The sequence below is a fragment of the Alteriqipengyuania lutimaris genome, assembly GCF_003363135.1.
GTDB classification, from domain to species: Bacteria; Pseudomonadota; Alphaproteobacteria; order Sphingomonadales; family Sphingomonadaceae; genus Alteriqipengyuania; species Alteriqipengyuania lutimaris.
In genome coordinates this window covers 1,322,338-1,348,555 of sequence record NZ_QRBB01000001.1, presented here as the reverse complement: position 1 = coordinate 1,348,555, position 26,218 = coordinate 1,322,338, and the positions used below count along the sequence as shown (strand labels likewise).

The window sequence follows — 26,218 nt, the reverse complement described above, 5'->3', positions numbered from 1 at the left end:
ATGGCACGCTTTTTCATCGATCGCCCCATCTTCGCATGGGTCGTCTCGCTCGGCATCCTGCTCGCCGGCTTCATGGCGCTGCGCGCCCTGCCGATCGAGCAATATCCGGAAGTCGCCCCGCCCTCGCTCGCGATCAACGTCGTCTATCCCGGCGCCGATGCGGAAACGCTGGAAGAAAACGTCACCCAGGTGATCGAGCAGCAGCTCAACGGCGTCGACGGCTTTCTCTACATGTCCTCCTCGAGTGCCTCCAACGGCACGGCCAGCATCACGCTCACCTTCGAGGCCGGGACCGATATCGATATCGCCCAGACCGAGGTGCAGAACCGGCTGAGCACGGTCGAAGCGCGGCTGCCCGAAGAGGTCCGCCGTCAGGGCATCACCGTGCGACAGGCCAATGCGGGCTTCCTGCTGATCGTCGCGCTGACCTCCGAAAGCGGCGCGCTGAGCACGACCGACCTCGGCAATATCGCCTCCACGCGGGTGGTGGACGAATTGCGCCGGGTAAACGGGGTCGGCGACGTCACCCTGTTCGGGTCGCAATACGCGATGCGCATCTGGCTCGATCCCGATGCGCTGGCCTCCTACAATCTTTCCCCCTCGACCGTACTCGCCGCGATCCGCGAACAGAACGCGCAGACCGCAGGCGGCTCGATCGGGGCGAAGCCTCTCGCCGATGGTCAGCAGATCACCGCGACGATCTCGACCGATGGTCGCTTCACGACCCCGGAAGAGTTCGAGAACATCATCCTGCGCGCCGACAGCGGGGCAGCGGTGGTGCGCCTCGGCGAGGTCGCGCGGGTGGAGATCGGGGCGCAGAGCTACGCCACCTCGACCACGCTCAACGGGCAGCCGATGGCCGGGATGGCCATCCAGCTCGGCACCGGCGCAAATGCGCTGGCCGCGGCCGAGGGCGTGAAGGAACGCATGTCGGAAATCGCGCCGGGGCTACCGGGCGATGTCGCCTGGTCGATCCCCTACGACACGACGCCGTTCGTCGAAGCTTCCGTCCACGAAGTGGTCAAGACGCTGGTCGAGGCGATGGTCCTCGTCTTCCTCGTCATGTTCCTCTTCCTGCAGAACTGGCGCGCAACGCTGATCCCGACCCTCGTGGTTCCCATCGCCCTGGCGGGCGCGTGTCTCGGCCTGTGGCTGTTCGGATTCTCGATCAACGTGCTGTCGCTGTTCGGCATGGTACTGGCGATCGGTATCCTGGTCGACGACGCAATCGTCGTGATCGAGAATGTCGAGCGGATCATGCGCGAGGAAGGCCTGCCGCCCGTGCAGGCGACGCGCAAGGCGATGGGCCAGATCACCGGCGCGATCATCGGTATCACGGCCGTGCTTATCGCGGTGTTCCTGCCGATGGCATTCTTCCCCGGATCGACGGGCGGAATCTATCGCCAGTTCTCGGTCACGCTGGCGATCGCGATCTTCTTCTCCGCATTTCTCGCGCTGTCGCTCACCCCGGCACTATGCGCGACCTTCCTCAAGCCGATCGAGAAGGGGCACGACCATCTGGCCGAGCCCGAGATCGACACCGAGGCGGAAGCCCAGCCCGGCTGGCGCGGCCGCGTCGCGAAGGCGCGTAACCTGTCCACCCGCTTCTTCGGCGGCTTCAACCGCTGGTTCGCGCGGATGCAGGACAAGTACGGGCGCGCCAACGACCGGATCCTGTCGCGCCCCTGGCGTGCCTTCGCAGTCTTCCTTGCGCTGGGCCTCGTCACGATCCTGCTATTCATGCGCCTGCCCTCCGCCTTCCTGCCGACCGAGGACCAGGGCTACCTGATCACCGCCGTGCAGGCCCCGCCGGGGGCGACGCAGGAACGGACCGACGAGGCGCTCAAGCCGATCACCGATTACTGGATGGACCGTGATGAGGTCGAGAATCTCGTCGTCGTGCGCGGCTTCAGCTTCTTCGGCCAGGGCCAGAACAACGCCCTGATGTTCTCCCCCTTCAAGCCCTGGGAGGAACGCACGGGACAAGGCAGCAGCGCCGGGGCGATGCTCGCCGATGCAACCGGCCGATTCAGCCAGATCGACGGCGCGATGGCCTTCGTGATCCAGCCGCCCGCGATCCAGTCGCTCGGTCAGGCGAGCGGCTTCACCCTGAAGCTGCAGGACCGTGGCGGGGTCGGGCGCGAAGCGCTGACTGCGGCACGCGACCAGCTGCTGGGCATGGCGTCGCAGAGCCCGATCATTGCCAACCTGCGTCCCGAGGACCAGGGCCCCAGCCCCGAGGTCGAAATCGACATCGATCGCGTGCAGGCCCGTGCGCTCGGCCTGTCGCTGTCGGACGTCAACGCCGCGCTCTCCATCACCTTCGGTTCGGCCTATGCGAACGACTTCAACCGGCAGGGCCGGGTCTTGCAGGTGCTGGTGCAGGCCGATGCGCCCTACCGGATGACGCCCGAGGATGTGCTGGCGCTGCGCGTTCCCAATGCGCAGGGCGAACTGGTGCCGTTCAGCGCCTTCGCCAGCGCCGACTGGTCGGCAGCGCCCGCCAGCCTCTCGCGCTACAACGGCTATCCGGCGATGACCCTGTCGGGCATGGCTGCACCGGGCAAATCGTCGGGCGCCGCGCTCGCCGAGATGGAGCAGCTCGCCAGCCAGCTGCCGCAGGGCATCGGTTACGAGTGGACCGGCATTTCCTACGAGGAAAAGCAGGCGGGCGGCCAGATCGGCCTGCTGCTGGGGCTGTCGGTCGTCATCGTGTTCCTGGTGCTCGCTGCGCTGTACGAGAGCTGGGCGGTTCCGCTCGCGGTGCTGCTGATCGTCCCGATGGGCGTGCTTGGCGCGGTGCTGTTCTCGATGCTGCGCGGATTGTCGGCAGACGTCTATTTCAACGTCGGCCTGATCACGATCATCGGCCTCGCCGCGAAGAACGCGATCCTGATCGTCGAATTCGCGATCGAGGAGGAAGAACGCGGCCTGCGCCGTATCGACGCGGTGAAGGCCGCCGCGCGCCTGCGCCTGCGCCCGATCATCATGACCTCGCTCGCCTTCTCGATGGGCATGGTCCCGCTGGTGCTGGCGAGCGGCGCGGGCGCGGCGAGCCGCATCGCGGTGGGTACGGGCGTGATGGGCGGCATGATAGCCGCGACCGTGCTCGGCATCTTCTTGATCCCGATGCTCTACCTGCTGGTACGGCGGAACGTCAGCCGCAAGCAGCCCAGCGCGACAGGCCATCTCGAAGAACCTGCCAGCGAACCACCCGCCTCCGGCACCGAAGGGGAGCCCGCGCGATGAACCTTTCTGTCCGAACCCTGATCGCCCTCGCCCTGTCGTCGAGCGCGCTGGCGGGATGCGCCAGCATGGCGCCCGAGCATGTCCGGCCGGAGGCAGCCACCGCGCCCGCCTTCGATCCGGAATATCGCCCGGATGGAGAAGTGGTCGCCTCGCAGCTTTCCTATCGCGAATGGTTCGCCGATCCGCGCCTCGTGCAGCTGATTGGCAGTGCGCTGGAGAACAACCGCGACCTGCTCGCCGCGACCGCTCGGATCGAGCAGGCTCGCGCACGCTACCGCATCCAGGACAGCCGCCAGCTACCCACAGTGGTCGCCGATGCGAGCGGGACGCGCACCCGCCAGCCGCTGGGCGTCAATCCCTCTCTCGACGCCGGAGACGTCGAGGGCGCGTCGGACGCCGTGACCTTCAACCGCTTCGACGTCGGCGTAGGCGTCAGCGCGTTCGAGCTGGATTTCTGGGGCCGGGTCGCCAGTCTGAGCGACGCGGCGCGCGCCGAATATCTCGCCACGGTCGCGGCGCAGCGGGCATTCTATCTCTCGCTGATCGCCGATACCGCGAACACCTATTACGAGATCGTCGAGACCGAGGAGCAGATCGCGCTGGCCGAAGCGACGGCGGATAGCCGCCGCGAGGGCCTGCGGATCGCCAAGCTGCGGCTCGACAACGGGGTCACTTCCGCCCTCCCCTACCGGCAGGCGGAAACCCTGCTGACCCAGGCCGAACAGCAGCTCGCGAGCGAGCGGCTGGCCTTGGCGCAACTGCGCAACCAGCTCGCCGTGCTGGTCGGCGGGCGCGTGCCCGACGGCTTGCCGAGTGGCCTCACCCTGGCCGCTCAGGGCGACAAGCGCCGGCTGGCGGCGGGGCTGCCGTCCGACCTGTTGCTCGTACGGCCCGACATCATCGGGGCGGAAGAACAGCTTCGCGCCGCTCGCGCCAATATCGGCGCGGCGCGCGCTGCTTTCTTCCCGACCATCTCGCTGACCGGCAATGCCGGGTTCTCGTCCAACAGCCTCGACGGTTTGTTCTCCGGCGATGGCCTGGGCTGGAGCTTCGGCCCCAGCATTTCGCTGCCGATCTTCGACTGGGGCGCGCGCGAGGCCGATCTCGACCTCGCACAGGCGCTCGAAGTGGAACAGGTCGCCAATTACGACCGCACCGTGCAGGGCGCTTTCCGCGAGGTGTCCGATGCCCTCGCCGGCCGACGCTGGCTGGCCGAGCAGGTGGAAACGCTCGAACGCGCGGTCGAAGCGCAAGAGCGTATCGCCCGCATTGCCCGCCTGCGCTATCGTGAAGGCGTGGCCGATTACCTCGAAGTGCTCGATGCCGAACGCAACCTGTTCAGCGCGCGCCAGCAATTGCTGGCAACCCAGCGTGCCTGGCTGCAGAACCGCGCGACGCTGTTCGTGGCCCTCGGCGGCGGAGCGGCGGAGTAGATCGAGATGGCATCGGCGCACGTCATGGCACGTCGGGCGCAAGCGATGGTCGTGCAGTCGTTGCGAACCGTGGTGGGACTCGCGATGGTCCTGGCGCTGGCGGGATGTGCGACCTGGCCCGACCGCATGCCGGCAACTGCGCAGATGCAGGCCGAGGCACGCGTCGCTGGCTATGGCGACATCCGCATCTGGCAGGACGCGGACGTGTCCGAGTGGCACGTCTGGCGCGACGGGCTCGTCGAAGCGCGATCGCAAACGGCGGATCGCGGCGGGCCGGTCAGCATGCTGGCGATTTCCAGCGGATCGGACAAAGGCGCCTATTCGGCTGGTTTTCTGGTCGGATGGACCCGAACCGGGGAGCGTCCCGGCTTCGACGTCGTCTCAGGCGTGAGCACCGGCGCGCTGATCGCGCCCTTCGCCTTCCTCGGCCCCGACTATGATCATGTCCTGCGAGATCTTTATACCGGCATCGACGCTTCGGACATCTATCGGATCACACCGATAGAAGGTCTCGTGGGCGGGCCTTCGCTGGCCGACACCGCCCCCCTCGAAGAGCTGATCGCACGCTATGCCGACCTGCCGCTGCTCGACGCGATCGCCGCGGAGCACGCGAAGGGTCGACGCCTGCTGGTCCAGACCACCAATCTCGATGCCGAGCGCGGAGTCGTCTGGGACATGGGCGCAATCGCCGCGAGCGGCGCACCCGACAGGCTCGCGCTCTTCCGGCGCATTTTGCTTGCCTCGGCGAGCATCCCGGGATTCTTCCCGCCCGTTCTCATCGACGTCGTCGCCGACGGACGTGCGTTCCGGGAGATGCACGTCGACGGCGGGACCACTTCGAGCCTGTTTGCGCTGCCCCCGGCAATCGTATTCTCGCCCGATCGTTCGGACGGCTTCGCCAAGGGCAGGCTCGTCATTCTCTACAACGGTGCGATCAGCCCCACCTACCGCACGGTCGAACCGCGCACTTTCACCATCATGGAGCGCGCGCTCACCGCCTCGATCAAGGAAGCGGACCGTCGCTCGCTCCGCCAGTTGCGGCAATTCGCCGAGACGAACGAGCTGGCGCTGGAAGTCTACGCGGCCGGCCCGGAAGCGGAAGCAGAAGACGCGGATCTTTTCGATCCGGACTATATGCAGCGGCTTTTCCAGATGGGGATGGCCGATGCGGAACGCGCCGCAGGCGCCGACGAATGAGCGCAAGCTGCGCGAGTGCGTTTCGGCCCGGAAATGCCTCCTTTCCGCCCTCGTGAGCACAGGATGTGTTTGCATTTGATGCAAGGATTGCTATCCAACCGCTAATGCAAACCATAATCAAAAACTGTGCATGCGAGCGCGGTTCTGGCACCATGTCTGACGCAGGCATTGCCATCAATGCTTCCGCACGGCAGGCGCGGAAACGTTCGCGTCCATGACCGATCGAAGTCTGATCCGGAGACACCCCCGAATGCGTTCAATCATCTCCTTCTGCGCCGCAGCAGCGGTCGTGCTCGGCACGGCAGCTTGCAGCGATGGCGGCGCTGCCGATGGTGAAACCCTCGTCCTGTACAGCGCGCGTCACTACGATGCCGACTACGCGCTCTACGAAGCCTTCACCGAAGAAACCGGCATCGATGTCGAAGTGGTGGAAGCCGACGGCGACCTGCTGATCGAGCGGGTCAAGGCCGATGGCGCCAGCAATCCGCCCGATGTGATCGTCACCGTCGACGCCGGGCGCCTCTGGCGCGCCACGGAGGAAGGACTTTTCGCACCCACGCAGTCCGACATTCTAGAGCAGCGCGTGCCCGCCAGCCGACGTGATCCGGAGGGCCGCTGGTTCGCGATTTCCAAGCGCGCCCGGGTCATCGTCTATGCCGAGGACCGCGTGCCCGAAGACGCCCTTCAGGGCTACGGAAGCCTCGCCGATCCGGCCTTCGAAGGCCGCATTTGCGCGCGTTCGTCGGGCAATATCTACAATATCTCGCTGCTGTCGGCCCTGATCGATCGCTGGGGCGAGGACCGCGCCCAGGAATGGGCAACCGCCGTGGCGGGCAATCTCGCCCGTGCCCCGCAGGGCGGCGATACCGACCAGATCGAAGCGGTCGAGGCGGGTGAATGCGATGTCGCGATCGTCAATCACTACTACTTCGCCCGCATGGCGCGCGAGGACCCTGCATCGGTCGAAGGCCTCGCCGTCTTCTGGCCCGAAGAAGGCGAAGGCGTGCACGTGAACATCTCGGGTGCGGGCATTGGTGCCAATGCCCGGCACCCCGAGTTGGCGCGACGCTTCCTCGAATTCGCGGTCTCGGACGAGGCACAGCGTTTCTTCCCCGAATTGAACAACGAATACCCGGTTGTAGAGGGCGTAGCCTACGACAACCCGGTGCTGGACCGGCTGGGCGCGTTCAAGGCCGATCCGCTGTCCGCAGGCCGGATGGGCGAGCACCAGCAGGCTGCGCAGCGCGTCTTCGACCGCGCGGGCTGGCCCTGAGCAGCGCGCCTGACATGATTGCGAGACCGAGCCCGGCGCGTATCCGTACGCTGCCGGGCCTTCGCTTGCGCGGCGAGCCCGCATGGCTGGGCATCGCCTTCGCGCTGGTGCTGGCCGCTCCGCTGGTTGCGCTGATCGCGCTCGCGGCGGGCGGCGACCTGACCTATGTTTCGCATCTCACCGCGACGCGGCTCGCCGAATTCACCACCACGTCGCTGGCGCTGGTGCTGATGGCGGGCGGGCTCGCAGCCTGCATCGGGATCGGCGCGGCATTTATCGTTTCGCGCTACGATTTTCCCGGGCGGCGCATTCTCGACGGGGCCCTGCTGCTCCCGCTCGCCATGCCGGGCTATATCGCGGCCTATGCGTGGTACGACATGACCGCGCCGGGCGGGCCGGTTTACGACGCGACCGGCGGGAGCATCCCGACCGTTGCAGGGCTCGGCGGCGGCGCGCTGGTCTTCGCCCTGACCCTCTATCCCTACGTCTACCTGCTCGTGCGAAACGTGCTGGCGATGAACGGACCCAAGCAGCGCGAAGTCGCACGCAGCCTGGGCGCGAGCGGCTGGGATCTGTTCCGCCGGATCGACTTGCCGACCATCTGGCCCGCAGCCGCGGCCGGCGTCGCCCTGATCTCGATGGAGGTGCTCGCCGACTTCGGCGTGGCGGACTTCCTCGGCATTCCGACCTTCACCGTCGGCATCGTGCGCGCCTGGTCGTCCTTCGGCGACCCTGCTGCGGCGGCGCAGCTCGCGGTCCTGCTGCTGTTCGCTTCGATGCTCGCGCTGGGCGCGGAACGTGCGAGCCGCGGCCGGCGGCGGTTCGGATCGGCGGCGCCCGGTTTCGAGCGCGAGCGGCTGGGGCCCGGCCTGCGCGAGGCGGCGATGCTGGTCTGCGCGCTCCCCCTGCTGCTCGGGCTGATCGTGCCCCTGCTGCATCTGGTCACGCTCGCCATCGATGCGCGCTCGTCGCGCGCCGTCCTGCCGGCCATCCAGGGAACCCTGCTGCTGGCAACGATCTCCGCGGCGCTCGCGGTGATCATCGGCCTCGCCTGCGCCTATGCGGTTCGAAGCGGCGGCAACTTTGCGCGCTTCGCGGTGCGAGCGGTGCAGGCCGGCTACGCCGTTCCCGGCGCGGTGGCGGCAATTGCCGTGCTGGCATTCCTCGTCATCGTGCAAGCTGGCGCGGAGTCGCTCCGGGTCGGCGGCGCGATCGCCCTGACCGGCGGCAGCATCGCCGCGCTGCTGTTCGCCTACCAGGTGCGCTTCGCCGCCATCGCCATCCTGCCTGCGGAGACCGCCCTGGCCCGCGTGTCGACCAGCCTCGACGAGGCCGCCCGGTCGCTCGGCGCGCGCCATGTCACGATCCTGCGCCGGATCCATCTGCCGCTCATCAGCGCCGGGCTCGGCGCGGCAGCCGTGCTCGTGGGAATCGAGGTGATCAAGGAACTGCCTGCCACGATGATCCTTCGACCCTTCAGCCTCGACACGCTGGCCGTGACCGCGCACAATTTCGCCTCCGACGAGCGGCTCGAATTCGCCGCCTTCCCCTCGCTCCTGCTGCTGGCGATCAGTATTCCGGCCACCGCAATGCTCAACCTGCTGAGGACTAACCCATGACTCCCCATGCCGAAGCAGGGCACGACGAAGCGCACGGCGCAGCGATCCTCACCGTGCGCGGAGCATCGGTGCGCTTCGGCGACACCCATGCGCTGCGCTCGGCCGATCTCGACCTGCATCCCGGCCGGATCACCGCGATCCTCGGCCCGTCGGGGGCCGGAAAGTCGACCATGCTGCGTGCTATTGCGGGATTCCAGCGCCTGACGCACGGCGTGATCGCGATGGACGGTACCACGCTGACCGACGGCGCGCGCATGACCCCGGCCGAGCGGCGCGGGATCGGCATGGTGGTGCAGGACCTTGCGCTGTTCCCGCACCTCAATGCCTGGCGCAACATTGCCTTCGGCCTGCGCGGCGCGGACATGCGCACCACCGCACTCGAATGGCTCGCGCGGCTTGGGCTGGAGCATCGCGCCGATGCTTACCCGCACGAGCTTTCCGGCGGGGAGCAGCAGCGCGTCGCGCTGGCCCGCGCCCTGGCGCCGGGGCCTGCGGTGGTCCTCCTCGACGAGGCTTTCTCCAGCCTCGACCCGCAGCTGCGCCGGGGACTGCGGCGCGAGACCGAGGCGCTGCTGCGCCAGTCGGGTGCGGCGGTCCTGATGGTGACCCACGACCCGGACGAGGCGATGGAGATGGCCGACGATCTCGTCGTGATGGCCGCAGGCGAAGTGCTGCAGCAAGGCGCCCCGCAAACCGTTTACTGGTCGCCGGACAATGCGCTGGTCGGCTCGCTTCTGGGGGAGATCAACGTGCTCCAGGGGCGGGTCGAGGGCGGACTGCTCCGCACGGAGTTCGGCGCCATCGCAGCTCCCGGCCTGCCGGAAGGGCAGCGGATCGAGGCGCTCGTGCGGCCCTGCGTGGTTTCCGCCATGGCTGCCACCGCCGATACCCGCCTTCGCGTCGTGCGCAGCACCTTCCGGGGCTCCGACACGATGCTCGCGATCGAGAACCCGAAGGGCGAGCGTATCGTCGCCCTCCTGCCTGGCGGAGAGGATCTCGCTAAGGGGCAAGCGGTCGAAGTCACTTTCGATAGCGGCAGGATCACCTTCGTCGAACACCGCTAGGGCCTGCCCTCTCCCCCGCTTTGCCTGCCCTCTTCTCGCGTTGCGTTCGACGTATCCGCAACCTTGATCGACCAAAGGTCATCCTGACGCTTGATTGCCGGGGCCGTGCTGGCATGATGTGCATGACGGGGGCGACAAGATGCAGAAATTCCACAATGATCACGCGCTGTATCGCCGCGCCGGGCTGCTTGCGAGCGTGCTGCTCGTCGTCCCGCTGGGGGCCTGCGCCACGCTCGATGCAACCCAGCCCCCGGCCGAAAATTCACGCTACGTGCCGCAAGAATGGGCGATTGCCGACCGGGATGGACCGGCCATCGAATTGCAGGATTACTGGACCCTCCTTGGCGATCCGCTCGTCGATGAATTCGTCGATCGCGCGCGGTCCGACAACCTCGATCTCGCGCAGGCAGTAACGCGGCTGCGTAGTGCGCAGGCACGGTTGCGGGAAGCGCGGGCGGGTCGTCTGCCCAACATCAGCGCCAATGCGGGCGTCGGCCGCGATGTCGGCGACTTTGCCGAGGATGACTTCCAGTTCGTGCTGGGCGGCGACGTAGCGTGGGAAGCGGACCTTTTCGGACGCATTTCCAATTCGATCGACGCATCGCAGGCCGACCTGCTCACTGCGGGCTACTCGCTCGCCGATCTGGAGCGGGTGATAGTCGCCTCGGTCGCGACGCAGACGATCACCGCCCGGTCGCTCGCGCGGCAGCTCGAAATCTCGCGCGATACGCTCGCCAATCAGGACGACAACCTGCAGATCGCGCGCTGGCGCAACCAGGCGGGGCTCGTCTCCAGCCTCGATGTCGAGCAGGCGCGGACGCAGCGTGCGCAGACTGCCGCCACGATCCCGCAGCTGGAAAGCGATCTGGTCGCCACTGCCAATGCGATCTCGACGCTGATCGGCGAGCCGCCCGGCGCGGTCTACGCCGCACTGGTTGCCGAGCCGCGCGAAGTGCCTCTGCCCCCACGCGAGGTCGGCCTTTCCGCGCCTGCCGACACGCTCCGCCGACGCCCCGACGTGAGCGCCGCGGAAGCGCAACTGGCCGCCGATCTCGCGCGGGTCGGCATCGCGCGCGCGCAGCTATACCCGCTGCTGAGGTTGACCGGATCGGTCGGCAGCAGCGCCTTCGGGGTCGACAACCTGCTCGACGTGATCACCGGCAACGTCTTCGCCGGGCTCAGCCAGCTGCTGTTCGACGGCGGGCGGACCCGCGCACAGATCGACGGCGCCGAAGCCATCGCGGACGGATCGCTCGCCGGATGGCGGCAGAGCATCCTCGTCGCGCTGGAGGATGTCGAGACCGCCGCGGTCGATCTCGAAACCAGCGACGAGCGCGTCGCCGCCTTCATCGAAGCGAGCGACGGCGCCAACAACGCGGCCATCCTCGCGCGCAGCCAGTACGAAGCGGGGCTGATCGATTTTCAGCGGCTGCTCACGGTCGAAAGCCAGTTGCTGAGCGCGCGCACCGCCGAGGTTTCCGCCGAAGCATCGCGCGCCATCGCCTTCGTCAATCTTGCCCGCGCGCTCGGCGGCGGCTGGCGCTCTGCGCAAGCCATCGAAGCGGCCATTGCAACAGGACCCGAACAGCCATGAACGCAACCGACACCGCTGCGACCGAAGATCGACCCGAAAACGTCGACGAGTTCCTGGGCGAAAAACCGCGCCCGCGCTGGCGCCGCTGGATGAAGTTCTGGCTGCCTGCGGTTATCATCCTCGCGCTGGTGCTGCTGGTAGCCACCTGCTCGGGCGGCGACGAGGGACCGGGCTACATTACCGAGGAAGTGGAGCGGGGATCGCTCGACCTCACGGTCACCGCCACGGGCAACCTGCGCCCGACCAACCAGGTGACGGTCGGCTCCGAAGTCAACGGACCGGTCGAGCGCGTGCTGGTCGACGTCAACGACCGGGTGACACGCGGACAGGTGATCGCGGTGATCAATACCGAAATCATCGATCAGCAGATCGCGCAGGCCCGCGCCAATCTCAACGCAGCCCGCGCCAGCCTGACACAGGCGCGCGCCACGCTCGACGTCGACACCGCCCAGCTGCAGCGGCTGGAGGAAGTGCGCCGCCTGTCGGACGGACGCGTGCCCTCGCAGGTGGAGCTGGAGCAGGCGCAGGCCGCCGTGTCGCGCGACCGCGCGGCATTGGCTTCCGCGCGCGCCAATATCGAGGCGGCGCAGGCGAGCCTGCAGGCCAACCTCACCACCCGCAGCCGCGCGGTGATCCGCGCGCCCGTCACCGGCGTCGTCCTCGCCCGCCAGATCGAACCGGGGCAGACCGTCGTCGCGAGCTTCAACACGGTCACGCTGTTCGTCATCGCCGAGGATCTTTCGGCGATGCAGCTGCGCGTCTCGATCGACGAGGCGGATGTCGGCGCGGTCGATGCCGGGCAGCGCGCCAGCTTCACCGTCGATGCCTATCCCGGCCGCCGCTTCCCGGCGACGGTCGAACGGGTCGATCTCGCCTCGGGCAACACGGTCGAGAACCAGGGCGCGGCCGCGGCCGGGGCCTCGGTGGTCAGCTACGAAGCGCGCCTTGCAGTAGACAACCCCGAGGGCCTGCTGCGCCCGGGCATGACCGCGACGGCGACCATCGCGACCGATGCCACCGGGCAGGTGATGCTGGTCCCCAATGCCGCGCTGCGCTTCCGCGCCGACCAGCAGCAGGAGGGTGGCGGCGGGGTCTTCAATCCGCAGATCGGGCTGGAGGAACAGGAGCAGCAATCGGGCATCGGCGCGGGCAGCCGCCAGCAGGTGCAGGTGCTGCAGGATGACGGGACGCTGCGCGCGATCGAGGTCGTGACAGGGCAGAGCGACGGCCGCCGCACCGCCGTGCGCTCCGCCGATCTCAAGCCCGGCATGAAGGTCGTCACCGGGGTGCAGGCGCAAGGCGAATGAGCGCGCAAATGAGCGCCCCGGCCAGTTCACAGCCGCTGATCGAGCTGGAAGGCATCACCAAGGTCTTCGGCACCGGGAGCGCCGCGTTTCAAGCGCTCAAGGGCGTCGACCTGACCATCGATCGCGGGCAATTCGTGGCGATCATGGGACCGTCCGGCTCGGGCAAGTCGACCACGATGAACATTCTCGGCTGCCTCGACGTGCCCACTGCCGGGGTCTTCCGGTTCAAGGGCGTGGAGGTGCAAAAGCTCGACCGCGACCAGCGCAGTCTGCTGCGCCGCAAGTATCTCGGCTTCGTGTTCCAGGGCTTCAATCTCCTGGCGCGGACCACGGCGCTGGAGAACGTGGAGCTGCCGCTGCTCTATCGCGGCGAGAAGAAATCCGTGCGGCAGGAAGCCGCCATGCGCAGCCTCGACGCCGTCGGCCTCGGCCCGTGGGCCTCCCACACTCCGGCGGAGCTCTCCGGCGGACAGCAGCAGCGCGTCGCCATCGCCCGCGCGCTGGTGACCGATCCCGACGTGCTGCTGGCGGACGAGCCGACCGGCAACCTCGATAGCGAACGTTCGGTCGAGATCATGGAGCTTCTGCGCAAGCTCAATGCCGAGGGGATCACCGTGCTGATGGTGACCCATGAGGAGGAAATGGCGGCCTTCGCGAAGACCATCGTGCACTTCAAGGACGGGCTGGTAGAACGCATCGAACGCGGCGCGCGCAGCATGGAACAGCCGGCATGATGCTCGGCGCCACCTTGAACCTCGCACTGCGCGAAATCCGGCGGCATATCCTGCGCTCGATCCTGACAACGCTCGGCATCATCATCGGCGTGGCGGCGGTCGTGACGATGGTGACGCTCGGCAATGGCGTGACGGCGAGCGTGCAGGAGGAAATTTCCTCGCTCGGCGCGAGCAACTTCATCGTCTTTCCGGTGCGGACCGATCGCGGCACCATCCGCCCGTTCGACCAGTCCGATGTTGACGCGGTCGCGCAGCAGATCGCGGGCGTGACGGTGGCGGCGGGCAATGTCGGCGCGAATGCGACCGCGTTCCACAACGGGCAGGACTGGGACACGAGCGTGACCGGCGCGAACAGCGTTTTCCTCGAAGCGCAGTCGATCGACGTGACCGAAGGGCGCGCCTTCAACCGGCAGGAAGAAGTCGCCGGCCGCAATGTCTGCCTCCTCGGCCTGAAGGTGCGCGAGGAAATCTTCCTCCCCGACGTCTCCCCCCTGGGCGAGCAGATGCGGCTGGGCGAAGTCTCCTGCACCGTCATCGGCGTGCTCGAGGAACGCGGCCAGGGCGGCGGCGGCGCGGACGACGACAACACCGTTTTCATGCCGTTGAAGACGGTCCAGCGGCGCTTTCGCGGCAGCGACGATCTCGATTTCTTCGTGCTCAAGTACGATGCCGGCTACGCATCCTCCGCGATCCAGAACTCTCTTGTAGACCTCCTGCGCGAACGGCGTCTGCTGCAAGGCGCCGAAGCGAACGATTTCAACGTGATCGATACCGCACAGGTCAATGACGCGCTGGGCTCGGTCACCGGAGCGTTGACCGCCATGGTCGCGGTGATCGCATCGATCAGCCTGCTGGTCGGTGGCATCGGGATCATGAACATCATGCTCGTCTCCGTGACCGAGCGCACGCGCGAGATCGGCATCCGCCTCGCCATCGGGGCACTGGCGCGCGAGGTGCGATTGCAGTTCCTGACCGAAGCAGTGGTCCTGTGCGCGCTGGGCGGCCTTGTCGGCCTGCTTCTGGCCTTCCTTGCCTCGATTTCGCTGGCGGGCGTGATCGACGTGCCCTTCGTTTTCGATCCGATGATCAACATCCTCGCGCTCGCCTTCTGCGCCTTCATGGGGATCGTCTTCGGCTATTACCCCGCCCGGCGCGCCTCGCAGCTCGATCCGATCGAAGCGCTGCGGCACGAGTAGGCAGGGTCCGCGCCGCGCGATCGCAACCATTTGCGACCCTCGCTCGTTCGGTAACGAACGAAGGAGAGCACATGGCCGCACGCGCATATTGGCAAGGGCAGATCAGGCTGGCGCTGGTTTCGATCCCGGTCGAGATCTATTCGGCATCGCAAAGCGGCGCGAGGATCAGCTTCCGGCAAATCCACGAGCCGTCCGGCAAGCGGATTTCCTACGAGAAGGTGGTTCAAGGCATCGGCCCGGTCGACCGCGACGACATCATCCGCGGTTTCGAGCTGTCGAAGAACAACTACGTCCTGCTCGAGGACGAGGAGATCGAGGCGGTCAAGATCGAGAGCAAGAAGACGCTGGAGCTGGTCCAGTTCGTCGACCAGTCGGAAATCGACCCGCTCTATTTCGAAAAGCCCTACTACGTCGTGCCAAAGGACGATCTGGCGGAGGAGGCATTCATCGTCCTGCGCGAGGCACTGCGCAAGGCGAAGAAGACCGCGCTCGGCCAGCTATCGGTGCGCGGGCAGGAAAAGCTCGTCGCGATCAAGCCGTGCGGCAAGGGCATGCTGCTCGAAACGCTGCGCTATGCCGACGAGGTGCGCGAAGGGCAGAAGTTCTTCGGCGGCATTGCCGAGGACGAGCCCGAGGAGGAGCTGCTCGACCTCGCCAGCACGCTGATCGAGAAGAAGAGCGCACCCTTCGACGCGGGCGAGTTCGAGGATCGCTATGCCGAGGCTCTTCGGGACCTGATCGACAAGAAGGCCAAGGCTAAGGGCGATGCCAAGATCGTCGAGACCGACGATAGCGATGGCGAAGAATCCGGCGGCAACGTGATCGACCTGATGGCGGCACTGAAGAAGTCGGTCGACGGGGACAAAGGCGGCGAGAAGGCCAAGAAATCCTCGCGCAAGAAGAAGAGCGCCTAGCCGCCATGGAGCTGAACCCTCCCCAACCCATCTCCGCGCTCGACGCCGACCTGGTGCTGCGGCTCGCCGTACCCACCGTCCTCGGCCTCCTGCTCGGACTGGATCGTGAACTGCGCGGCCATGCTGCCGGCCTGCGCACGCATGGGCTCATCTGCCTTGCAAGCGCGGCGATGACGGTTTCGGCGCTCGCGCTGTTCTACCAGTTGGGCGGTAGCCGCGTGGATCCGCTGCGCGTGTTCGAGGCCGCAGCGGCGTTCCTCGGCATTATCGGCGCCGGGCTGGTGGTGTTCGCCAAGGGGTCGATCAAGAACGTGACGACCGCGGTGCACCTGTGGCTCACGGCGGTGATCGGCATAGCATGCGGGGCTGCACTGTGGCCGATCGTGGCCATCGCAGGCGCGGGTGGGCTGGTGCTGCTCGTGATCCTAAATGTGGTCGAGGACCGCGTATTTCCCCACACCGAGGCCAATACCGAATGAGCGCCAAGGACCCCCTCGCCGAATACAACGCCAAGCGCGATTTCAGCCGCACGAAGGAGCCTGCGGGCAAGGCGGGCAAGGCGGGCAAGGCGGGCAAGAGCGGTAAGGACCGCATCTTCATGGTCCAGAAGCACGACGCGACGCGGCTGCACTGGGACTTGCGGCTGGAGCACGAGGGTGTGCTGAAGAGCTGGGCGGTAACTAAGGGCCCCTCCCCCGATCCCGATGTGAAGCGGCTTGCGGTGCGGACCGAGGATCACCCCATGGACTACGCCACCTTCGAAGGCACCATCCCGGCCGACGAATATGGCGGGGGCACCGTGATGCTGTGGGATCGCGGTACGTGGCAACCGATCGAGGGCAAGAGTGCCGACGATATCGAGGACGGCCATTTGCACTTCGTGCTCGATGGCGAGCGGATGAAGGGCGAATGGCTGCTGATCCGGATGAAGGCGAAGAAGGGCGAGAAGCGCGAGAACTGGCTGCTCCGCAAGCTCGACGACGAATATGCCGGGGAAGGCGACGCGCTGGTCGAGCAAAGTCTCACCAGTATCGACACGGGCCGTTCGATGGCGGAAATCGCGGCCGCGCGCGAACCGGAGGAGGCGACGGGCAAGGACGATGGCGTCGAAGACCTCGCCGAAATGAAGCACGCACGGCGCGGCAAGAAGGCCGGAAAACCGCCGGAATTCGCGAAGCCGCAGCTCGCCACGCTGGTCGACGACGTGCCGACCGGCAATGGTTGGATGCACGAGATCAAGTTCGACGGCTATCGCGCGATGATCGCGGTGTCGGGCGAGAATGCCACCGTATGGACGCGCAACCGGAAGGACTGGACCGAGAAGTTCGGCCCGCTGGTCGAAGCGATCGCCGCACTCGACCTGCCGCCGTGCCTTATCGACGGGGAAATCGTGGCGCTCGACAGCAAAGGAAACCCCGATTTCTCGACGCTGCAATCGGTCCTCAAGCGCGGACACGGGGCGCAGGGGCCGAAGGACAAGCTCGCCTTCTTCGCCTTCGACGTGCTCGAGGTGGATGGCACCGACCTCACCAAACGGGCCAATATCGAGCGCAAGGAGCGGCTCGAGGCGCTGCTGAAAGGTACCAAGCCGCCCATCCACGTCGCAGAGCATGTCATCGGAGCGGGCGAGAAGCTGTACCGGCAGATGTGCGATGCGGGTCAGGAAGGCATCATCTCCAAACGCATCGATGCGCCCTATCGTCACAGCAGGACCAAAAGCTGGGTGAAGGTGAAATGCGTCCGGCGCGAAGAGTTCATCGTGGTCGGCTGGTCCGAAAGCAGCGCCAAGGCGCGGCCCTTCGCTTCGCTGCTGCTGGCAACGCGCGCTGGCGACGAGCTGGTCTATCGCGGCAAGGTCGGCACCGGGTTCGACAGCGACGACCTCGACTCGCTCTCGGGCAAGCTCGACCGCCTTTCGCGCAAGACGCCGCCGCTCGAGGTGCCTAGGGCCGACGCCCGCAAGGCACATTGGGTCACGCCCAATCTGGTCGCCCAGATCGCCTTTGCCGAACTGACGGGCGAGGGCCGCGTGCGGCATGGCAGCTTCCTGGGTCTGCGGCAGGACAAGGATGCCGACGAAGTGGCCGCAGAGCACAAGGTATCGGCACCCAAGCCGAAGACCGAGGTTGAAATCACCAGCCGCGATCGCGTGATCTTACCCGACAGCAAGCAGACCAAGGGCGACCTCGCCGACTATTACGAGGCGATCGCGCCGGTCATGCTGGCCTTCGCCGCGCGGCGCCCGATCAGCCTCGTGCGATGCCCGCAAGGGCGCGCGAAGAAATGCTTCTTCCAGAAGCACGATAATGGCGGTTTCGGCGACGGCGTAAAGGCCGTGCCGATCAAGGAGAAGGACGGCGGGAGCGAGGATTACCTCTTCGTCGAGGATGCGCGCGGGCTGCTGCAATGCGTCCAGATGGGGACGATCGAATTCCACGGCTGGGGCGCGCGGACCGACGCGGTCGAGAAACCCGACCGGATGGTGTTCGACCTCGACCCCGACGAAGGCCTCGATTTCACGGATGTGCGCGATGCCGCTGCCGACCTGCGCAAGCACCTCGCCGATATCGGGCTAACCAGTTTCGCGATGGTCACCGGGGGCAAGGGGGTGCACGTGGTCGTCCCCCTGACGCCCGGCCATTCGTGGGACGCGCACAAGAGCTTCGCCGAACGCTTCGCCAGGGCGCTCGCCCAGGCCGAACCCGATCGCTTCACCGCCACCATGAGCAAGGAGAAGCGCAAGGGCCGCATCTTCATCGACTGGCTGCGCAACCAGCGCGGCAGCACGGCGGTGATGCCCTACTCGGCACGGGCGCGGGAAAATGCGCCGGTGGCGGCCCCGGTGGCGTGGAATGAGCTCAAGACGCTCGACGATGCGCGCGGGTTTACCATCGACGATGCCAAACGCCTGCTCGACCGCGCGGGGTCCAAGTCCCTCGCCGGATGGGGTTTTTCGGACCAGCGCCTGCCCGACGCCTGAGGGGCCAAGTCGACCCGGCCGACCTCGCGAACGCAAACCGGCAGGCGCCAAAGTACGGCCAAGACGATAAATGACTTTACTTGATCTTCGAAAATTGTTCCGACCGATCAAATTATTCATTTATCCGACTGATATTTGAATTTTCGTTCCCTGCATTTGAGTATGTCGGCACGACCTGCAACATACACGGCCTCCGCAATTCATGGTGTGGCGATCATGCAACGGTTCTGTCGAGGATGTAACATTTATTTATAAGACGGTGGCCAACCGCGAGCCGGCCTTCTAACGAGCCGGTCTACGCATACGGATTTAAAACACACGGGCGCGGCATTCATTGCCAGCGCCTCCCCCGTTTTATCCGCTGCGGGGTCGACAAAAAATCAGAAGAACCGGTTCGAAGGGATTCCATCGACATGAAGAATATTGCAGCGCGCGCCTCCGTCAGCGCGATCGCCATCGCCATGGCCTCTCCCGCCATCGCGCAGGACACACCGCAACAGCCGCAGGCCGAAACGCCGGCTCCGGCCCAGGCGCAGGCCCGTCGAGGCGGCGTGCAGACCATCGTCGTGACCGCGCAGCGTCGCAGCGAAGACCTGCAGGACGTGCCGGTGGCGGTCAACGCGATCGGGCAGGAAGAGCTCGACCAGCTCAACATCAACACTTTCGACGACTACCTCGAACAGCTGCCCTCCGTCACGGCGGGCGGCAGCGGTCCCGGACAGAGCACGATCTATATTCGCGGCCTCGCCTCCACGACGCCCAACCTGACGACCGCAGGCGTTGCAGGCCTCGCGCCCAACGTCTCGCTCTATCTCGACGAACAGCCGCTCGCGCAGCCGGGCCGCAACCTCGACGTCTATGCCGCCGACCTCGAGCGGATCGAGGTGCTGAAGGGCCCGCAGGGCACGCTGTTCGGCGCCAGTTCGCAGGCCGGCGTCGTGCGCCTGATCACCAACAAGCCGAGCCTTGCCGGGTTCGATGCCAGCTTCACCGCCGGGACGTCCTTCACCAAGGGCGGCGAGCAGAGCTACAAGGCCGAAGGCATGATCAACGTGCCGGTGACCGATAGTTTCGCGGTGCGCGGCGTCGTCTATCTGGACGATCAGGGCGGCTATATCGACAATGTCGCGGGCACCCGCGATCTTCGCGAAAGCGCTCGCTTCCGCGAGGCAGGCACGGTGCGCCGCAATGGCGTTCCGGTCGCGCCGCGCCGGGCGGGCATCCAGGCGGGGGCGGACCTCTCGGACGTCACCTTCAACGAAGCCGACAATGCGGGTCTGGTCGAAGACAATTTCAACGATGCGCAATATTCGGGCTTCCGCGCCTCCGCGCTGTACGAGATTTCGCCCGACTGGAAGGTCACCGTGGCGCACACGCGTCAGTCGCTGGAAACCGACGGCGTGTTCTTCGCCGATCCGGAACTCGACCTCGACGAGCTGGAAATCCAGCGTTTCGAGGACGACCGGCTGGAAGACAACTTCTCGAACACCAGCTGGACGGTCGAAGGCCGCCTCGCGATGCTCGATGTGGTCTACAATGGTGCCTACACCGATCGCGAGGTCGACCAGCGGATCGACTACACCGATTACATGTTCGCCGGGCAGTACCTGCCGTACTACATCTGCGACGGATCGGTGACCTATCCCGGCGCCGCGGACCCCAGCGGCACGTGCCAGGAACCCAACCTGTTCGTCACCTCGGATACCGAGACCACGGTGTTCACCCAGGAACTGCGCGTCAGCACGCCGGACTATAACCGTTTCCGGGTGAGCGCGGGCGGGTTCTATTCGAACCTGATCCTCAAGGAACGCAACGACTACAACTATCCTGGCAACATCGAAGCGGCGCCGTTCGGCGGCTTCGCGCCCAACTTCCCGTTCCCGGGTGCCTACAACAGCGATGCCGGCCCGCTGCCCGCGACCGCGATCTTCCGCAACGACGTGAAGCGGACCGACCGGCAGATCGGCGTCTTCGGCGAAGCGAGCTTCGACATCGTGCCCGACCTGCTCACCGCAGCGATCGGCGCGCGCTATTACAACGTCGAAGTCGATTTCCAGGGCACCGCCAACAGCGCGTTCTGCAACGCGGGCGCTGCGGAGGACCAGAATGCCTTCGGTACCAACATCTCCGACCTGTACGACGGTGACGGGCAGTACACCTTCATCGGGTCGTGCGACGCGGACCTGCGCCAGACGTTCAACCAGGGCGACACCATCGACGACATCATGGCAGCCGGGCTTTCGATGGCGCAGGCCACCCAGGTGTTCAACGCACTGAGCGCACCCGATGTCGCGAAGTCGGAGGGCGTGATCCTGAAGGGTACCGTCACCCTGACGCCGGCCGACGACGTGCTGTTCTATGCGACCTATTCGGAAGGCTTCCGGCCCGGCCTGCTCAACCGCCCCGGCGGCGCACAGGGCCCCGGCGACTTCATCGTTCCCTTCGAGCTGGAAACCGACACGGTCGCCAATTACGAACTGGGCTGGAAGACTCAGCTGTTCGACCGCCAGCTGCGGTTCAACGGCAGCGTGTTCTATGTCGACATCAGCAACCTGCAGACGACGATCTTCGATCCCAGCATCACCAACCTGTTCTTCTCGGACAATGCGGCGGATGCGGAGATCTGGGGTCTCGAAGCCGAGTTCACCTACGCACCCTACAGCCTCGAAGGGCTGACGTTCTCGGGCGCATTCTCGCTCCTCGACAGCGAGATCACCGAAGTCCTGACCCCGACCGACGATGTCGAGCTTGGCAGCGACCTCGCCTATGCGCCCAATTTCCAGGGCAATGCGCGGGTCCGTTACCAGTGGGGCGTCAGCACCGAGCTCGACGCGTACATCATGCCGCAGGTGACCTATTCGGCATCGAAGTTCACCGACATCATCACGATCAACCGTCTGGAACTCGACAGCTACACCACCTTCGGCCTGTCTGCCGGGATCGAGGCGGATCGCTGGAACGTCGAGATTTTCGGCGAGAACCTGTCGGACGAACGGGCGCAGATCGCGGGCGACTTCTACTATGATCGCCCTCGCATCGTGACCAATCGTCCGCTCACGGTCGGTCTGCGGGTCGGCTTCGACTACTGATCGACAGCCTCATAGGCAAAAGGACGGCGGCGGGCGGTTTGCGCTCGCCGCCGTTCTTCATTTAAGGCGCAGCCATGGCGACACGCACTCAGACGCTGAAAACGGGGCAGAAGGCGCTGCAGGCGGGCGATCCGGCCGGTGCGCTCGACTGCGCGCAGGGCTTGCTGGACGAAGACGAGGGCGACGGCGAGGCGCTCTATCTCGCAGCCGTGGCCGCGCGTTATGGCGGGCGCCATGCAGCGGCTGCTGATTTCCTCGCACGGCTGCATCGGGCCCTGCCCGAATATGGCCGCGCCTGGCAGGAAACGGGGCACCTCGCGCGCGCCGAAGGAAAATCCGATGAAGCGATCGCTGCCTATGGCCGGGCGGTGCGGTTCAATCCGGCTCTCGATGCGAGCTGGCGCGAACTGGCGCAGCTATTTGCCGCTGCCGGGCGCGAGGGCGAGGCGCGCAACGCGGCCGCACAGGCGCAGCGCATCGCCGCTCTCCCGCGCGAGCTGCTCGCGGTGACCAATCACCTGTACGAGGGGCGGCTGCTGCGGGCGGAAGAGATCTGCCGCCATTATCTGCGCACCCATCCCCGCGATACCGAGGGCATGCGCCTGCTCGCGCAGATCGGCATCAAGCTGGGCATCCTCGACGATGCGGAGTTCCTGCTCGAAAGCGCCGCCACCTTCGCGCCCGACGATATCCAGATCAGGCTCGACTATATCGACGCGCTGCGCCGCCGCCAGAAATTCGAAGATGCGCGCGACCAGGCCGAGGCGCTGCACGCCCGCGAGCCCGACAATCCGCGCTTCCAGTCGCACCTAGCGATCGAGAGCCTGCAGACCGGGGACTATGACCGCGCGTTCGAACTCTTCGACGAAATCCTCACCCGCCTGCCGCGCGATCCCGCGACGCTGACCAGCCGCGGGCATGCGCTCAAGACGACCGGCGAACAGGCGCGCGCGATCGAGTCCTACCGGTCAGCGGTCGCGGCGAAGCCCGATCACGGCGATGCGTGGTACGCGCTCGCCAACCTGAAGACCTACAGCTTCACCGACGAGGAGATGGCCGCGATGCAGACGCAGGTCGCGCGCGGCGACCTGGCCTTCATGGACCGCGTCCACCTCACCTTCGCGCTCGCCAAGGCGCACGAGGATCGCAAGGACTACGAACAGGCCTTCCGCTTCTATGACGAGGGCAATGCCCTCAAGCGGGCACAGACCCGCTACAGCGCCGATGCGATGACCGCAGAGCTTGCACGGCAGAAGGCGGCGTGCACGCCGGAGCTTTTCGCCCGGCACGAGGGCGACGGCCACCCCGCGCCCGATCCGATCTTCATCCTCGGCCTGCCGCGCGCAGGCTCGACGCTGCTGGAGCAGATCCTTGCCAGCCACAGCCAGATCGACGGCACGCTGGAACTGCCCAACATCCTCTCGCTCGCCCATCGCCTGCGGGGCCGCAAGGCGAGCCAGTCACCCTATCCCGACATTCTGCACGATCTCGGCGCCGAGCAACTGGGGAGTTTCGGGGAGCAGTATATCGAGGATACGCGCGTCCACCGGCAGGGCGCGCCGTTCTTCATCGACAAGATGCCGAACAATTTCCGCCATATCGGGCTGATCCACCTGATCCTGCCCAATGCGAAGATCATCGACGCACGGCGCGACCCGATGGATTGCTGCTTCTCCGGCTTCAAGCAGCTCTTCGCCGAAGGGCAGGAATTTACGTACGGGCTGGAGGAAGTCGGCCGCTACTACGCCGACTACGTCGATCTGATGGAGCACTGGGACGCGGTGCTGCCCGAGGGGCGTATCCTGCGCGTGCAGCACGAGGACGTGCTCGACGACCTCGAAGGCCAGACGCGGCGGATGCTCGACTATATCGGCGTCCCGTTCGAGGAAGCCTGCCTCGAATTCCACAAGACCGATCGCGCGGTGCGCACCGCCAGCAGCGAACAGGTGCGCCGCCCGATCAATCGTAGCGGGCAAGGTGCCTGGAAACCTTTCGAGCAGTGGCTGGAGCCTTTGAAAGCCGCCCTGCCTGGCTCGGCCTAGCTGTCCTCGCCACTCGCGAATTCGAACGCGGGGAGCCGGTTCACCGCCTCGCGCAGCGACAGGCTCCACTGTTCGGAGATGCGCCGGAAATAAGGATCGTTCGTCTCGATCCGCTGCTGGTGTCCGATGCGATAGGTATCACGCTCGTGGATCGCGAGGTCGAGCGGCAGGTCGACCGCGAGGTTCGACCGGATCGTGGAATCGAAGGACACCATCAGCAACCGCGTCGCATCCTCGAACGGCATCGCCGGATCGAAGGTGCGCACGATGATCGGGCGGCCGTACTTCGTCTCGCCGATCTGGAAGAAGGGCGCATCGTCGCCCGCCTCGATGAAATTGCCTTCGGGATAGATCAGGAACAGGCGCGGCTCGCTGCCTTCGATCTGCCCGCCAAGGATCAGGCTCGCCCTGAATTTCGAGCTCGCCTGCTGGCCTTCGTTGCGCAGGCTGGAAATCACTTCGCGCAAGGTGTTGCCCACGATCGTGGCGATCTGGAACATTGAGGGCGCGGACATGATCGAGGGATCGCGTTCGGAAGGTGCCTTGGTGCGTTCGTCCAGCAGGCTGACGACCGCCTGCGTCGTCGCGAGGTTGCCGGACGAAAGCAGCGTGATCGCCCGTTCGCCCGGCTCTTCCCAGTGGCGCATCTTGCGCACCTGCGACACGTCGTCGACGCCCGCATTGGTCCGCGTATCGGACATGAAGATCAGGCCGCGGTCCAGCCGCATGCCAACGCAATAAGTCATTTTCTCGGATCTCGACTCTTACAGGTCGTAAATTATTGCTCGACCCTGAGGCTGACAAGCACGCCCTCGCCACTTCCCCCCATCCGCATTCCGTTGATGGGGGAAGCTTCGCGGAAATCTATGCCGGTCGCCACGCGGATATAGCGTTCATCGGGCGAATAACCATTGGAGATATCGAAACCGACCCAGCCGATCCCTTCGAAGTGGGCCTCGGCCCAGGCATGGCTCGCATCCTGTTCGACACGGTCGTTCATCATCAGGTAGCCCGAGACATAGCGCGCGGGCAGGCCCATCAGGCGCGCGGCGGAACAGAAGATATGCGCATGGTCTTGGCACACGCCGGTGCCACCGGAGATCGCTTCTTCCGCCGTCGAGCCGGCATGGGTGTTGCCGCCTTCGTAGCCCACCCTCTCGAGGATTGCGGCAGATAGTGCGTGGCCCGTCGACACCTGGCTCGTATCGGTCTGGCTCAGCCCTTCGACGATCGCGCGCACGCCCTCGCCCGCCTTGGTGAGATCGGACGAGCGCCGGAAATGCCAGAGCGGAAGAAGCCCGCGATGCTCGCCGACCACCCCGTCGCTCGATGTGTTTTCCACCATGCCGACACAGCGGATCGCGGTCTCGGTGCGGCCCGGCTCGATCCCGATGAGTTCCACATGGTTGCCGTTATGGTCGTCGTAGCGCAGCTGGCTGCTGCCCCCTTCGACCGACACCGTCCAGTCGAGTACCTTCTGGCCGCGCGTTTCCTTCGGGCGAAGGCGCACTTGCTGGAGGCCGTAGGCCACCGGCGCATCGTAGCAATAGCGCGTTTCGTGATCGACCCGCAGCCTCATGCCGTCACCTCGAAGGAATAGTCTTTCGCGATCTGCATGCCGAGGCGGCCGTTCGCGCCCAGGAAGCCGCCGATGAATTCGTGCAGGCCGTCGTCGAAAATCGCGTCCATCGACCGGCGCAGGTAATCGAGATGGATCCGGTCGGCCATTTCGCACGCCTCGGTCTTGTTGTCGTAATCCTTCGCCAGATAGCCGAGATTGTCGCATATCTTGTTATAGCAGAAGGCAAGGCTGCGCGGCATCTGGTCGTGCAGGATCATGAATTGCGCGATGTCGCGCGGATTGACCGTGGCGCCGTGCAGCCACTGGTAACTGCGAAGGGCGGAGACCGATCGCAGGATCGTCTCCCACTGCTTGACGTCGAGGGTCGAGCCGACCTGGCTGATCGAAGGCAGCAGCAGGTAGTACTTCACATCGAGGATGCGGGCCGTGTTGTCCGCGCGTTCGATGAAAGTGCCCAGCCGCACGAAATTGAAGCCGTCGTTGCGCAGCATGGTGCCGGTGGTCGCGCCGCGCACCAGCGCGTTCTGCTGGCGGATCGTGGTGAGCGTGTCGGGCAGGTCCGCCTCGGGAATCTTGCCCGAGAGCAGCTTGTCGAGCGTCATCCAGCTTTCGTTCGTCGCTTCCCAAACCTCGCGGGTCAGCGCAATGCGCACGGCGCGGGCGTTGTCCCGCGCGGACTTGACCATCGAAATGATGCTGGAGGGGTTCTCGCGGTCGCTGAGCAGGAACTCGATGACGTTCGACGACTTCGCTTCGCCGTGACGCTCGCGATAGGATTCGAGCTGGCCGACGGTGGTCAGCACCGATTCCCATTCCGAGCGCGACGAGCCCGCGCGGGTCAGCGCGATGCGAAAGCCCGCATCGAGCAGCCGCGCAGTCGACTCCGCCCGCTCGAGATAGCGGAACATCCAGAACAGGCCGGCTGCGGTCTTACCCAGCATTGCG

The 26,218-nt window shown here is 66.0% G+C and carries 18 protein-coding genes; 15 read left to right on the top strand and 3 right to left on the bottom strand.

The features are described from left to right. The 15 genes from DL238_RS06505 to DL238_RS06435 all read left to right on the top strand — a co-directional run bounded on the left by DL238_RS06505 (position 1) and on the right by DL238_RS06435 (position 23,691). Positions 1-3,249 (top strand): efflux RND transporter permease subunit, encoded by a 3,249-nt coding sequence (locus DL238_RS06505; protein WP_115491520.1) that lies wholly within the window; start codon positions 1-3, stop codon positions 3,247-3,249. After that, positions 3,246-4,682, top strand: coding sequence for an efflux transporter outer membrane subunit (locus DL238_RS06500; protein ID WP_115491519.1), 1,437 nt, complete (start codon positions 3,246-3,248; stop codon positions 4,680-4,682). The genes DL238_RS06505 and DL238_RS06500 overlap by 4 nt, the downstream gene beginning before the upstream one ends. 24 nt (positions 4,683-4,706) lie before the next feature. Next, on the top strand, positions 4,707-5,879 hold the full coding sequence (locus DL238_RS06495) for a patatin-like phospholipase family protein (protein WP_181883848.1): 1,173 nt from the start codon (positions 4,707-4,709) through the stop codon (positions 5,877-5,879). A gap of 250 nt (positions 5,880-6,129) precedes the next feature. After that, positions 6,130-7,152 (top strand): extracellular solute-binding protein, encoded by a 1,023-nt coding sequence (locus tag DL238_RS06490; protein WP_115491517.1) that lies wholly within the window; start codon positions 6,130-6,132, stop codon positions 7,150-7,152. Positions 7,153-7,166: 14 nt separating this feature from the next. Beyond that, positions 7,167-8,771, top strand: coding sequence for an ABC transporter permease (locus tag DL238_RS06485; RefSeq protein WP_115491516.1), 1,605 nt, complete (start codon positions 7,167-7,169; stop codon positions 8,769-8,771). Beyond that, positions 8,768-9,835: an ABC transporter ATP-binding protein gene (locus tag DL238_RS06480; protein ID WP_115491515.1), complete on the top strand. Its 1,068-nt coding sequence runs from the start codon at positions 8,768-8,770 to the stop codon at positions 9,833-9,835. Before DL238_RS06485 ends, DL238_RS06480 begins: the two co-directional genes overlap by 4 nt. 139 nt (positions 9,836-9,974) lie before the next feature. Continuing rightward, complete coding sequence (locus DL238_RS06475) at positions 9,975-11,429, top strand: efflux transporter outer membrane subunit (protein ID WP_115491514.1); 1,455 nt, start codon at positions 9,975-9,977, stop codon at positions 11,427-11,429. Further along, complete coding sequence (locus DL238_RS06470) at positions 11,426-12,736, top strand: efflux RND transporter periplasmic adaptor subunit (protein WP_115491513.1); 1,311 nt, start codon at positions 11,426-11,428, stop codon at positions 12,734-12,736. The genes DL238_RS06475 and DL238_RS06470 overlap by 4 nt, the downstream gene beginning before the upstream one ends. Continuing rightward, positions 12,733-13,470: an ABC transporter ATP-binding protein gene (locus DL238_RS06465; protein WP_234030989.1), complete on the top strand. Its 738-nt coding sequence runs from the start codon at positions 12,733-12,735 to the stop codon at positions 13,468-13,470. The genes DL238_RS06470 and DL238_RS06465 overlap by 4 nt, the downstream gene beginning before the upstream one ends. Continuing rightward, a complete protein-coding gene (locus DL238_RS06460; RefSeq protein WP_115492802.1) occupies positions 13,470-14,666 on the top strand; it encodes an ABC transporter permease in 1,197 nt (398 codons plus the stop codon). Before DL238_RS06465 ends, DL238_RS06460 begins: the two co-directional genes overlap by 1 nt. Before the next feature lie 71 nt (positions 14,667-14,737). Then, positions 14,738-15,580, top strand: coding sequence for a non-homologous end joining protein Ku (ku, locus tag DL238_RS06455; RefSeq protein WP_115491512.1), 843 nt, complete (start codon positions 14,738-14,740; stop codon positions 15,578-15,580). Positions 15,581-15,585: 5 nt separating this feature from the next. Further along, the gene (locus DL238_RS06450) at positions 15,586-16,059 is read left to right on the top strand and encodes an MgtC/SapB family protein (RefSeq protein ID WP_115491511.1); all 474 of its coding nucleotides are present in this window, start codon (positions 15,586-15,588) and stop codon (positions 16,057-16,059) included. Beyond that, complete coding sequence (gene ligD / locus DL238_RS06445) at positions 16,056-18,560, top strand: DNA ligase D (protein ID WP_115491510.1); 2,505 nt, start codon at positions 16,056-16,058, stop codon at positions 18,558-18,560. Before DL238_RS06450 ends, ligD begins: the two co-directional genes overlap by 4 nt. A gap of 413 nt (positions 18,561-18,973) precedes the next feature. Then, positions 18,974-21,649, top strand: a complete 2,676-nt coding sequence (locus DL238_RS06440; protein WP_115491509.1) for a TonB-dependent receptor — start codon at positions 18,974-18,976, stop codon at positions 21,647-21,649. A gap of 74 nt (positions 21,650-21,723) precedes the next feature. Beyond that, positions 21,724-23,691, top strand: coding sequence for a tetratricopeptide repeat-containing sulfotransferase family protein (locus DL238_RS06435; RefSeq protein WP_115491508.1), 1,968 nt, complete (start codon positions 21,724-21,726; stop codon positions 23,689-23,691). Here DL238_RS06435 and DL238_RS06430 read toward each other — a convergent pair. The 3 genes from DL238_RS06430 to DL238_RS06420 are packed head-to-tail and all read right to left on the bottom strand — an operon-like array spanning position 23,688 to position 26,214. Beyond that, complete coding sequence (locus tag DL238_RS06430; protein ID WP_115491507.1) at positions 23,688-24,437, bottom strand: peptidase; 750 nt, start codon at positions 24,435-24,437, stop codon at positions 23,688-23,690. The genes DL238_RS06435 and DL238_RS06430 overlap by 4 nt on opposite strands. A 32-nt stretch (positions 24,438-24,469) precedes the next feature. Then, positions 24,470-25,270 carry a transglutaminase family protein gene (locus DL238_RS06425; protein WP_115491506.1) on the bottom strand — a complete coding sequence of 267 codons (801 nt, stop codon included), beginning with the start codon at positions 25,268-25,270 and terminating at the stop codon, positions 24,470-24,472. Beyond that, entirely contained in the window at positions 25,267-26,214 is a 948-nt protein-coding gene (locus DL238_RS06420; protein ID WP_115491505.1) for an alpha-E domain-containing protein, read from the bottom strand. Before DL238_RS06420 ends, DL238_RS06425 begins: the two co-directional genes overlap by 4 nt. Between the last annotated feature and the right edge of the window lie 4 nt (positions 26,215-26,218).